The sequence below is a fragment of the Micromonospora sp. AMSO12t genome (assembly GCF_008806585.1).
GTDB lineage: Bacteria > Actinomycetota > Actinomycetes > Mycobacteriales > Micromonosporaceae > Micromonospora > Micromonospora reichwaldensis.
Window position 1 is genome coordinate 1 of sequence record NZ_WAAS01000013.1, and the last position, 11,279, is coordinate 11,279.

An 11,279-nucleotide genomic window follows, 5' to 3' on the forward strand; every position below is an offset into this window, starting at 1 on the left:
TCTGCTCTTTATCCTGTCAAGAACGGCAAATCCGGACGGAGATGTGCTATGGGTGCCGGGCGGCAACCGCTGAGCCGTCTCCACTCGCGGTGAGAAGCCCTCTCCTCGCGGTGGGGTGTCTCCGGGGAGCCCACTCGCTCCGGGCGGTCAGGCTTGATCCCTCCGCGAGCGGGCTCCCCGGAGACACCGGCGCGGTCGAGCCGCCGAACAGGCGGCTGGTGCCGCTGCCTTCGGTGTCCGGGGTACCGCAGCCGCCGAGCGGAGGTGGAAGTGGGCTCCGGCGGAACCCTCGACAACGAGGCGAGGGTCAGGCGGCGGGCCAGTCCTGGGAGGCCAGACGCGGCGAGACCGCCCCCGGAGGGGCGGCCTCGAGCCAGGAGAGGAATCCGGTGACGGTGGACCGGGCCATGGCGATCTCCACCGGGGCGTGGTCACTCGTACAGCGGAGGATGACCCAGTCGGCGGGCATCGAGAGGCGCTCCTGCCCCTCGGGCAGGCGCCGTCGCTCGACGGCCAGCCCCTCGCGGGAGAGCACCCGGGCGGGCCGGATGGCGAAGCTGAACAGCCGGTACCAGCGGAGTTCGTCGCCGACGAAGCGGCCGAAGCCGGGAGACCAGCCTCGGCCGTCGAGCATCGTGGAGGTCCGGACGCCGAGCCGGATGATGCCACCGCTACGGGTGACGACGGTCCGCCGGGCGAAGAGGATCAGGAGTGCGCCGAGGATGACGGCGACGCCGATTCCGATCCCCTCGACGATCTCCATCGACGCTTCGGCTCAGCGGCTCTGCGCGGCGGAGACCGGGGTGGCGCTCTCGGCCAGGACGGTGACGCCCTCGGCGGTCACCGACAGGAAGCCGCCGGCCACCTCGTAGGAGACCTGCTCGCCGCCGGGAAGCTTGATGCGCACCTGGCCGGGCTCGGCAAGCTGGCCGAGCAGGGGCGCGTGCCCCGCCAGCACACCCAGCTCGCCCTCGGTCGTGCGGGCGACGACCATCTCGGCCTCGCCGGACCAGACCTTCTCCTCGACGGCTACGAGCTCGACGTGAAGCTGCTTTGCCACGCTGTCTCCTTGCTGCGGCGGCGGATTGTCGAAAGTCTAGTCGTGCCGCAGACCCGCCCCCAACGCGGGTGGCGAGACCTGCGCCACGGCTACTTCGCCTTGTTCTGGAAGTCGGGATGCTCCACCAGGAACGCGTCGAGCTGTCCCTTGCGCAGCGCGGCGAAGAAGTCGTCCACGGCGGGCTGGAACTTCTCGCCCCGGTATTCGCCGTTCTGGATGACCGAGCCACCCGGCAACTTGATCATCTGGATCGTCTCCGGGCGGATGTCCTTGAGCGCCAGGCCGAAGTCGACCACGCCGTGGCCCCGGCCGCTGAAGATCAGCGACTGCCCGGCCGCGCGCAGCACCCGGTCCAGCTTGACCGGGTTGGTCACCACGTCGGCGCTGAGCGCCTGACCGGCCATGGCCTTGACGAACTGCTGCTGGTGCCGCTGCCGCCCGTAGTCGCCGTCCGGGACGCCGTTCTTCGGGTAGCGCTGGCGGACGTAGTCGAGCGCCTGCCAGCCGCTGAGGTGCTGGTTGCCCTTCTTGTAGACCGCCTGCGGGCCGACGTAGCCCTCGCCGTTGGGGTTGCCCTTGCGGTGCTTGCCGTCCGGCTCGCGGTGCTCGGAGCGCACCTCGCGCTCGATGTGCATGTCGACGCCGCCCATCGCGTCGACGATCTTCTTGAAGCCGTTGAAGTTGATGATGGCGCCCGCGTCGAAGCGCGTGATGCCGGTGACGTTCTGCACCGTCGTCGCCAGCAGCTCGAATCCGCGGGCCGCGTCCGGGTTGCCGCCGGGCACCCGGCTGCCGTACGACATCGCCGCGTTGAGCCGGTCGGTGCCGCCGTCGAACTCCGCCCGGCTGAACTCGGGGATCTCCACGATGAGGTCACGCGGCATCGAGAAGAGGTAGGCCCGGTCCAGCTCCGCCGGCACGTGCAGCACCATGACCGAGTCGGCCAGCGGCGGCATCTCCGGGTTGCGCGGGTCGATGCCCACCAGCAGGATGTTGAGCGGCCCCTTGATGTCGCTCTTGCGCTCCTTCGCCCCGGCGGCCTGGTCGCCGAAGAGGTCGGCCTTGCCGACGGCGCCCTCGTAACGGGCCATCAGCGCCTCGGCACCGACCAGCACGGCCCCGCTGAGCAGCATCAGGACGGCACCGAACACGGTGCAGACCCGGGCCCAGCGCGGCACCCCCGACCACCTGGACGGCTTGCCGCCGCCCTTGTCGGCCTTACCCACGATCATCTCCGTTCGTCACGCCCACGATCAGGAGACGGGCGCATGCAGCCGATTCGTTGCGGATCGACGCCCACGTGGTGGGTGGGCGGATCGACGGTACCTCGCGTACGGCATGATCGCCGACCACGCGGAACCGGCCAGCGGCGATCATCGGATCCGAAAACGGACGAAAGGCCGCCCCGGCAATGCCGGGGCGGCCTTTGGTCAGGACCGACAGGTCAGCTCTTCATGAGCTCGGCTGCCTTGCGCTCCAGGTCCTCGAGACCGCCGCACATGAAGAAGGCCTGCTCGGGGAAGTGGTCGTACTCGCCCTCGCTGATCTTCCGGAAGGCCTCGATGGTCTCCTCGATCGGGACCGTCGAGCCCGGCACGCCGGTGAACTGCTCCGCCGCGTAGGTGTTCTGCGACAGGAAGCGCTCGATGCGCCGCGCGCGCTGCACGGTGATCTTGTCTTCCTCGGAGAGCTCCTCGATACCGAGGATGGCGATGATGTCCTGCAGGTCCTTGTACTTCTGCAGGATCCGCTTCACCTCGGTCGCCACCGCGAAGTGCTCGGCGCCGACGAACTCCGGGGCGAGGATCCGGGACGAGGACGCCAGCGGGTCCACGGCCGGGTAGATGCCCTTGTCGGAGATCGACCGCTCCAGGTTGGTGGTCGCGTCGAGGTGGGCGAACGTGGTGGCCGGGGCGGGGTCGGTGTAGTCGTCCGCCGGCACGTAGATCGCCTGCATCGAGGTGATGGCCTGGCCCCGGACGGAGGTGATCCGCTCCTGGAGCTCGCCCATCTCGTCGGCCAGGGTCGGCTGGTAGCCCACCGCGCTCGGCATGCGGCCGAGCAGGGTGGAGACCTCGGAGCCGGCCTGGGTGAAGCGGAAGATGTTGTCGATGAAGAGCAGCACCTCCTGCTTCTTGACGTCGCGGAAGTACTCCGCCATGGTCAGCGCCGACAGGGCGACCCGCAGCCGGGTGCCCGGCGGCTCGTCCATCTGGCCGTAGACCAGCGCGGTCTTGTCGATGACGCCGGACTCGGTCATCTCGGCGATGAGGTCGTTGCCCTCGCGGGTGCGCTCACCCACGCCGGCGAAGACCGAGGTACCACCGAAGTTCCGGGCGACACGGGTGATCATCTCCTGGATGAGCACCGTCTTGCCGACGCCGGCACCGCCGAACAGGCCGATCTTGCCGCCCTTGACGTACGGGGCGAGCAGGTCGATGACCTTGATGCCGGTCTCCAGCATCTCGGTCTTCGGCTCCAGGTCCGCGAAGGCCGGAGCCTTGCGGTGGATGCCCCAGTGGTCGTCCGGCTGGAGCGTCTCGCCCTCGGTGAGGTTGAGGCACTCGCCGATCGCGTTGAACACGTGGCCCTTGACCGTGTCGCCCACCGGAACGGTGATCGGCGAGCCGGAGTCGCGCACCTCGGTGCCACGGACCAGGCCGTCGGTCGGCTGCATCGAGATGGCGCGGACCATGTTGTCACCCAGGTGCTGGGCGACCTCCAGGGTCAGCGTCTTCTCGCCGCCGGAGAGCGTCACGTCCACGTGCAGGGCGTTGAACAGGGCCGGCATGGCGTCGCGCGGGAACTCGGCGTCGACGACCGGGCCGATGACCCGGACCACGCGACCCGTGGCCGTCTTGGTCTCTACTGGGGCAGTCATCACACTTCACTTCCCGACGCGGCCAGCGCGTTAGCGCCGCCGACGATCTCGCTGATCTCCTGGGTGATCCCGGCCTGGCGGGCCGAGTTCATCTCACGCGTGTACTTCTCGATCATCTCTTCGGCGTTGTCGGTGGCGCTCTTCATCGCCCGCCGACGGGCCGCCGACTCGCTTGCCGCCGACTCCAGCAACGCCGCGTAGATCCGCGTGTTGATGTACTTCGGCAGCAGCGCGTCGAGCAGCGCCTCCGCGTCCGGCTCGAACTCGTAGGCCGGCAGCGCGCCCTCGGACCGGGGCCGGTCCTCCACCTGCATGGGGCCCATGATCCGGGCGACCGGGGTCTGGGTCATCAGGGAGTGGAACTCGGTGTAGACGATGTGGAGCTCGTCGACGCCGAGCACCCCGTCCGCCCCGGCGCCGCCGTCGACGTCGTCCGCACCGGCGGTGAACGCCTTGATCAGCGTCTCGCCCACGGCGCGGGCGTCGGCGAAGGTCGGCTGCTCCGAGAACCCGGTCCAGTTGGCCTCGATCGGCCGGTCACGGAACCGGAAGAACCCGACACCCTTGCGCCCGATGACGTAGAGCACCGGCTCCTTGCCGTCGGCGCGCAGCCGGGCGATCAGCGACTCGGCCATCTTGATGGCGTTGGAGCTGTAGCCGCCAGCGAGGCCGCGGTCGGAGGTGACCAGCAGGACGCCCGCCCGCCGCACCCGCTCGCGCGGGGTGAGCAGCGGGTGGTCGATCCGCGCGTTGGACGCCAGCGCCGTGAGCACGCCGGTGACCGCCTGGGCGTACGGCAGGGACGCCGCCACCCGGGCCTGGGCCTTGGCGATGCGGCTCGTCGCCACGAGCTCCATCGCCTTGGTGATCTTCTTCATCCCCTTCGCCGAGCGGATCCGCTGACGAAGAACGCGAACCTGGGCCGCCATGAATCAGCCCTTACCGGTTCTCGGCCGGGCGGTCACCCGTGCCGTCGCGGTAGCGGCTCACCGTCTCGCGGTCCTGCTCGCCCTCGAGCGGCGCGGCCGGCGCGTCGTTGATCCGCCGCTCGTCCTCCTTGCCGAGGAAGACCTGCTTGAACTCGGCGATGGCGGAGTCCAGGGAGTTGATGATGTCGTCGTTCCACTGGTGGTCGGCGATGCTCGCCAGGACGCCCTCGTGCTTGTGCCGGAGGTACTGGAGGAACTCCGACTCGAAGCGACGGATCTCGCCGACCGGGACGTCGTCCAGCTTGCCCTCGGTGCCGGCCCAGACCGAGACGACCTGCTCCTGCACCGGGTACGGCGAGTAGTTCGCCTGCTTGAGCAGCTCGACCAGGCGGGAACCCCGGTCCAGCTGGGCGCGGGAGGTCTTGTCCAGGTCGGAGGCGAAGGCGGCGAACGCCTCCAGCTCGCGGAACTGGGCCAGGTTGAGCCGCAGCGAACCGGCGACCTTCTTCATCGGCTTCACCTGCGCGGCGCCACCGACCCGGGAGACCGAGGTGCCGACGTTGATGGCCGGCCGGACGCCCTGGTTGAACAGGTCGGTCTCGAGGAAGATCTGGCCGTCGGTGATGGAGATGACGTTGGTCGGGATGAAGGCCGAGATGTCGTTGGCCTTCGTCTCGATGATCGGCAGGCCGGTCATCGAGCCGCCGCCCAGCTCGTCGGAGAGCTTCGCGCAGCGCTCCAGCAGGCGGGAGTGCAGGTAGAAGACGTCACCCGGGTACGCCTCGCGGCCCGGCGGGCGACGCAGCAGCAGGGACACGGCGCGGTACGCCTCGGCCTGCTTGCTCAGGTCGTCGAAGACGATGAGGACGTGCTTGCCGCCGTACATCCAGTGCTGCCCGATGGACGAGCCGGTGTAGGGGGCGAGGTACTTGAAGCCGGCCGGGTCGGAGGCCGGGGAGGCCACGATGGTGGTGTATTCCATCGCGCCCGCCTCCTCCAGGACGCCCTTGATCGAGGCGATCGTGGAGGCCTTCTGGCCGATGGCGACGTAGATGCAGCGGACCTGCTTCTTCGGGTCGCCGGAGCGCCAGTTGTCCCGCTGGTTGAGGATGGTGTCCAGCGCGACGGTGGTCTTGCCGGTCTTCCGGTCGCCGATGATCAGCTGACGCTGGCCACGGCCGATCGGGGTCATGGCGTCGACGGCCTTGAGGCCGGTCTGCAGCGGCTCGTCGACGGACTGCCGGGCCATCACGTTCGGGGCCTGGAGCTCCAGCTCGCGGAAGCCCTCGTTGGCGATGTCGCCGAGGCCGTCGATCGGCTGGCCGAGCGCGTTGACCACGCGGCCGAGGAAGGCGTCGCCGACCGGCACGGAGAGCACCCGGCCGGTGCGCTTGACGCGCTGCCCCTCTTCGAGCTTGGCGGAGTCACCGAGAACGACGACACCGATCTCCCGGACGTCGAGGTTCAGCGCCACACCCAGCGTGCCGTCCTCGAACTCCAGGAGCTCGTTGGTCATGGTCGAGGGGAGGCCCTCGACGTGGGCGATGCCGTCGCCGGTGTCGGCGACGGTGCCGACCTCCTCGCGGGAGAGTTCGGACGAGTAGGAGGAGACGTAGCGCTCCAGGGCGCCGCGGATCTCCTCCGTCGAGATGGTCAGCTCGGCCATCCTCTGCTTCCTTAAGTATCAGGGGCCCGGGATACCTAGTACCGACCGGTCCGAATGGCGTCTATTCACAGGCGCTGAGCGGGGGTGCCGCCTCAGCGCTTCGCGAGCGCGTTGCGGCTCTCGTTGAGGCGGCGCAGGACGGTGCCGTCGTACAGGTCGGAACCGACCCGCACGCTCACGCCACCGAGAACCGAGGGGTCCACCGTCTGCTTGACGGAGACCTCCCGACCGTATATCGCGGAGAGACTCGCGCCCAGCCGGCGCTCGTCCTCTTCACTCAACGGGGCCGCGGCGGTCACGTACGCCACCTGCCGGTCCCGCCGGTCGGCGGCCAGCTCGACCAGCCGGGTGAGCGCCCCGGCGAAGTTGCGTCCACCGAACCCGGCGAGCGCGACCCCGACCAGGTAGCCGGTGACCGGCCGGGCCTTGCCGGCGAGCAGCTGGTCGACCAGCGTGGCCCGCCGCTCGGCCGGGACGGTCGGGTCGGAGAGCGCGCTGGACAGCCCCGGCGAGCCGGCGACGACCTGCCCGAAGCGGAACAGCTCGTCCTCGACCTCGCCCAGCTCGCCCGCGGAGTCGGCGCCCGCCAGGAGAGCGTCGACGCCCAGCCGCTCGGCGGCGTCGAGCAGCTCCGAGGGCGCCGACCAGCGGCCGGAGACCAGCGAGGCGATCAGGTCCAGCGCCTCGGCGTCGACCTTGCCGCGCAGCAGCTCGCCGAGCAGCCCGGCACGGTCGGCACCGGTGCGGGCCGGGTCGGAGAGCGCCCGGCGCAGCCGCGGCTCGCGCCGCAGCAGGTTGGCGACGGAGAGGATGGCGTCGGCGGTGGTGGCCACCGCCGACGGCTCCGCACCGCGGACGTACGTGTCGAGGCGCTCGGCCGCGACCTTGTACGACTCCCGGCTGGCGGCCTGCATCAGCGGGCCCCCGCGCTCTCGAGGTTGCTCAGGAACCGGTCGACGGTGCCCTTGCGGCGCGCCTCGTCGGCGAGGGACTCCCCGACGATCTTGCTGGCCAGGTCGACCGCGATCGTGCCGACCTCGGTGCGCAGCTCGCGCACGATGGTGGCGCGCTCGGCGGCGAGCTGCTCCTTGCCCGCGGCGATGATCCGGTCGGACTCCTCCCGCGCCTTGGCCAGGATGTCCTGGCGGATGCCCTCGGCGTCGGCCCGGGCGTCGTCCCGGATCCGGGCCGCCTCGGTACGCACCTCGGCGAGCTGGGCCCGGTACTGCTCGAGCACCTGGTTCGCCTCGGCCTGGGCGGCCTCGGCCCGCTTGAGGCCACCCTCGATCGCGTCGACCCGCGCCTGGTACATCGCCTCCATGCGGGGCATGACGAACTTCAGCAGGACGAAGCAGAGCAGGGCGAAGGCGATGGTCCCGACGACCATCTCCTGCCAGATGGGCAGGATCGGGTTGTGCTCCACACCTTCTGCGGCGATGAACATGTCAGACCTCCGGGTCGGGAGAGAGCTTTCGTCAGCCGCCGACAGCGAAGGCGAGCACCAGGCCGAACAGCGCGAGCGCCTCGACCAGGGCGAAGCCCAGGATCAGCCAGGTGCGGTTGTAGCCGGCGGACTCCGGCTGGCGCGCGCTCGACTGGATGTAGGCCGCGAAGACCAGGGCGACACCGATACCGGGGCCGATGGCGGCGAGGCCGTAGCCGATGGTGTTGACGCTACCGCCGATCTCGGCAAGAACAGTCATTGCGGGTATTCCTCCTGTTCGACGCGTGAGGGCTCACGCGTACGCGGGTCGGTACCAGAAGCTTGGTCGGGCCGGGTGGCCCGCCGAGCCCGATCAGTGCTCGTCGGCGAGCGAACTTCCGATGTAGTTCGCGCTCAGCGTGACGAAGACGTAGGCCTGCAGGACGGCGACCAGCACCTCGAAGAAGGCCATCACGATCGCCATCAGGAAGGAGAAGACCGAGGTCACCTGGATGAACAGGCTGCTCGAGTTGAGCATCACGAAGCCGCCGATGGTGAAGACCAGCAGCAGGAGGTGGCCGGCGAACAGGTTCGCGAAGAGCCGCAGGGCCAGCGTGACGGGCCGGACGATGAACGTCTGCATGAACTCGATCGGGATCAGCAGGATGTGCATGGGCCACGGCACGTTCGGGATGATCAGGCTCATCTTGAGGTACTTGCCGAGACCGTGCTTGCGGGCGCCGATGTAGAGGTACATCACGTAGGAGATCGCGGCGAGCACGATGGGGAACGCGATGTGCGAGTTCGGCGAGATCTGCAACCCGGGCACGATGGCGAAGAGGTTGGTCAGCACGATGAAGCTGAACAGCACCGTGAAGTAGGGCGCGAAGCGGATGCCCGCGTTGCCCATCTGCTCGCGGGCGATGTTGTCCCGGACCAGGCCGTAGACCGACTCCGCGTACCACTGGGCCTTACCGGGGACCAGCTTGGGCTTCCGGTAGGCGAGCATGAAGAAGACGATCAGCAACGCGACCGCGAGCCAGACCATGATCCCGAACTTGGTGACCCAGGGGCCAGCCACGTCCGGCGGGTAGAAATCTCCGACGCTGGGGGGCCAGGGAAGCCCCTCTGCGGCGACGAGCTGTCCACTCACCGTGTCATCCTCCGCACTCGACAGACCCGCGCGTGCTGGCACTCAAGCACTGAGCCTCTTCATGATCAGGTAAATCGCTCCGGCCGCGCCGAAGATCATGCCGAGGGCGACCCCGACGCCGGTTCGCAGATCGAGAAAACGCTCCGCCAACCACCCGAGGAAGCCCCACACCACGATGCCGGCGAGTAGGTAGCCCAGAACGGCACCTGCCGCGCCTTCCGACGAAGGGTCGTCGGACCTGCGGGGGTGTGGGTCTTCGGCCATGACGTGGCGAACAATATCAGCAGGAGCGCGCGGGAGTGTGCGGCACCCCCCACACTGCGAACAGCGTGCGGGCCATGGCGCGGGCGCGAAAGTCGTTGGTCAGGTTACTCCCGTGCGGCCCGCCGCGGCAGCCCGAAATGCCGGACGCAGATCCGACAGAACGCTCACTCACCGCGTCGCTCGAACGTGGGCAGCGGCGTACGCAGGGCCCAGCCCAGGTGGGCGCCCGTCCAGACCACCACGGCCGCGATGATGGCCACCCCCATGTCCGGCAGGCCGGGCCAGCCGGTGGCCGCCACGGCCGCCATCGCCACCCCGAGCACCACGATCTTCGTGGCGTAGGTGACCAGCCCCACCGACATGATCATCCGGGGGTTGACGGCGTCGGCCCAGGCCACCGAGACGCCGGAGACCAGGTAGCTGACGACGACCAGCGCGATCCCGGCGGCCACGCCGGCCGCGCCGGTGCCGCCGCGCAGCACCGCCGCGGCCGGGACCCCGACCAGCGCGAGCACCGCGCAGGCCAGCAGCGGCAGGCGAAGGTGCGGCAGCCGGGACCGGATGGCGCCCGGCTCGCCCGCGCGCGGCTCGCTCATCGGGGGTACGCCGGGAAGGCGGCGACCAGCTCGGCGGCCTCGCCGGCGAGCGCGGCGAGGGTGTCGGCGCCCCCGGGGGCGGCCGGATCGGTGCGCACGGCGCGGGCGATCAGCGACGCGACCTGGCGCATCTCCGGCTCGCGCATGCCCTGGGTGGTGACGCTCGGGGTGCCCACCCGGATGCCCGAGGCGACCATCGGCTTCTGCGGGTCGTACGGGATCGCATTCTTGTTCAGGGTGATGCCGGCGGCGTCGCAGCGCGCCTCGGCGTCCGCGCCGGTGACCCCGACCTCGCGCAGGTCGACCAGGGCGAGGTGGGTGTCGGTGCCCCCGGAGACCGGGCGCATCCCCTCGTCGGCCAGCCCGGTGGCGAGCGCCCGCGCGTTCGCCACCACGCGCTCGGCGTAGGCCCGGAACTCGGGCTGGGCGGCCTCGCGCAGCGCGACCGCCTTGGCGGCGACGACGTGCATCAGCGGGCCGCCCTGGGTGAACGGGAAGACCGCCTTGTCGATGCGCTGGGCCAGCGACTCCCGGCACAGGATCATGCCGCCGCGCGGCCCGCGCAGCACCTTGTGCGTGGTGAGGCAGACGACGTCGGCGTGCGGCACCGGCGACGGGACGGCCTGCCCGGCGACCAGCCCGATGAAGTGCGCGGCGTCGACCATCAGGTACGCCCCGACCTCGTCGGCGATCTCGCGGAACCGCGCGAAGTCGATCAACCGCGGGTACGCCGTCGCCCCACAGATGATCATCTTGGGCCGGTGCGCGAGGGCCAGGTCGCGTACCTCGTCGTAGTCGATCAGCTCGGTGTCCCGCCGGACCGTGTAGCCGACGGTGTGGAACCACTTGCCGGAGAAGTTGACCCGGCTGCCGTGGGTGAGGTGGCCGCCGTGCGGCAGGTCCATGGCGAGCACCGTGTCCCCCGGCTGGACCAGCGCCGCGTACGCGGCCAGGTTGGCGCTCGCCCCCGAGTGCGGCTGGAGGTTGGCGTGCTCCGCGCCGAAGAGCTCCTTCGCCCGCGCGATGCCGATCTCCTCGGCCCGGTCGACCTCGGCGCAGCCGCCGTAGTAGCGCCGGCCCGGGTAGCCCTCGGCGTACTTGTTGGTCAGGGTCGAGCCGAGCGCGGCCAGCACCGCCGGCGAGGTGAGGTTCTCGCTGGCGATCAGTTGCAGGCCGCCCCGGAGCCGGTCCAGCTCGCCGAGCACCACCCCGGCGATCTCCGGGTCGGTCGCGCGGAGCTGGTCGAAGTCCGGCCCCCAGAAGGTGCTCGTCTCAGTAGCCACGACGCCAGAGTCTATTGGGCCGCA

General features: G+C 70.1%; 13 protein-coding genes and 1 pseudogene. 1 reads left to right on the forward strand and 13 read right to left on the reverse strand.

The window, feature by feature from the left end; genetic code table 11:
- Window positions 1-73: pseudogene (locus F6X68_RS03430) on the forward strand (cob(I)yrinic acid a c-diamide adenosyltransferase); the annotation flags it as partial.
- A 234-nt stretch (window positions 74-307) separates the two neighbouring features.
- Here the strand turns inward: F6X68_RS03430 and F6X68_RS03435 are convergent.
- The 13 genes from F6X68_RS03435 to glyA form a co-directional block, all read right to left on the reverse strand.
- A complete protein-coding gene (locus tag F6X68_RS03435) occupies window positions 308-763 on the reverse strand; it encodes a DUF2550 domain-containing protein (protein ID WP_151452875.1) in 456 nt (151 codons plus the stop codon).
- Window positions 764-775: 12 nt separating this feature from the next.
- Window positions 776-1,060 (reverse strand): F0F1 ATP synthase subunit epsilon, encoded by a 285-nt coding sequence (locus F6X68_RS03440; protein WP_151452876.1) that lies wholly within the window; start codon window positions 1,058-1,060, stop codon window positions 776-778.
- 89 nt (window positions 1,061-1,149) lie between these two features.
- Entirely contained in the window at window positions 1,150-2,292 is a 1,143-nt protein-coding gene (locus F6X68_RS03445; protein WP_151452877.1) for an LCP family protein, read from the reverse strand.
- 212 nt (window positions 2,293-2,504) lie between these two features.
- Window positions 2,505-3,941, reverse strand: a complete 1,437-nt coding sequence (atpD, locus tag F6X68_RS03450; RefSeq protein ID WP_151452878.1) for a F0F1 ATP synthase subunit beta — start codon at window positions 3,939-3,941, stop codon at window positions 2,505-2,507.
- Complete coding sequence (locus F6X68_RS03455) at window positions 3,941-4,870, reverse strand: F0F1 ATP synthase subunit gamma (RefSeq protein ID WP_151452879.1); 930 nt, start codon at window positions 4,868-4,870, stop codon at window positions 3,941-3,943. Before F6X68_RS03455 ends, atpD begins: the two co-directional genes overlap by 1 nt.
- A gap of 10 nt (window positions 4,871-4,880) precedes the next feature.
- Window positions 4,881-6,536 (reverse strand): F0F1 ATP synthase subunit alpha, encoded by a 1,656-nt coding sequence (atpA, locus tag F6X68_RS03460; protein WP_151452880.1) that lies wholly within the window; start codon window positions 6,534-6,536, stop codon window positions 4,881-4,883.
- A 92-nt stretch (window positions 6,537-6,628) separates the two neighbouring features.
- A complete protein-coding gene (locus tag F6X68_RS03465; protein WP_151452881.1) occupies window positions 6,629-7,450 on the reverse strand; it encodes a F0F1 ATP synthase subunit delta in 822 nt (273 codons plus the stop codon).
- Window positions 7,450-7,980 carry a F0F1 ATP synthase subunit B gene (locus tag F6X68_RS03470; protein ID WP_088998661.1) on the reverse strand — a complete coding sequence of 177 codons (531 nt, stop codon included), beginning with the start codon at window positions 7,978-7,980 and terminating at the stop codon, window positions 7,450-7,452. The genes F6X68_RS03465 and F6X68_RS03470 overlap by 1 nt, the downstream gene beginning before the upstream one ends.
- A 31-nt stretch (window positions 7,981-8,011) precedes the next feature.
- Window positions 8,012-8,239: an ATP synthase F0 subunit C gene (atpE, locus tag F6X68_RS03475; protein ID WP_088998660.1), complete on the reverse strand. Its 228-nt coding sequence runs from the start codon at window positions 8,237-8,239 to the stop codon at window positions 8,012-8,014.
- Window positions 8,240-8,332: 93 nt separating this feature from the next.
- Window positions 8,333-9,154 carry a F0F1 ATP synthase subunit A gene (gene atpB, locus F6X68_RS03480; RefSeq protein WP_151452882.1) on the reverse strand — a complete coding sequence of 274 codons (822 nt, stop codon included), beginning with the start codon at window positions 9,152-9,154 and terminating at the stop codon, window positions 8,333-8,335.
- Window positions 9,155-9,376, reverse strand: a complete 222-nt coding sequence (locus tag F6X68_RS03485; RefSeq protein ID WP_132231195.1) for a hypothetical protein — start codon at window positions 9,374-9,376, stop codon at window positions 9,155-9,157. It lies immediately after the preceding gene.
- A gap of 164 nt (window positions 9,377-9,540) precedes the next feature.
- Window positions 9,541-9,972, reverse strand: coding sequence for a hypothetical protein (locus F6X68_RS03490; protein ID WP_151452883.1), 432 nt, complete (start codon window positions 9,970-9,972; stop codon window positions 9,541-9,543).
- Window positions 9,969-11,255: a serine hydroxymethyltransferase gene (gene glyA / locus F6X68_RS03495; protein WP_151452884.1), complete on the reverse strand. Its 1,287-nt coding sequence runs from the start codon at window positions 11,253-11,255 to the stop codon at window positions 9,969-9,971. Before glyA ends, F6X68_RS03490 begins: the two co-directional genes overlap by 4 nt.
- Window positions 11,256-11,279 lie beyond the last annotated feature (24 nt).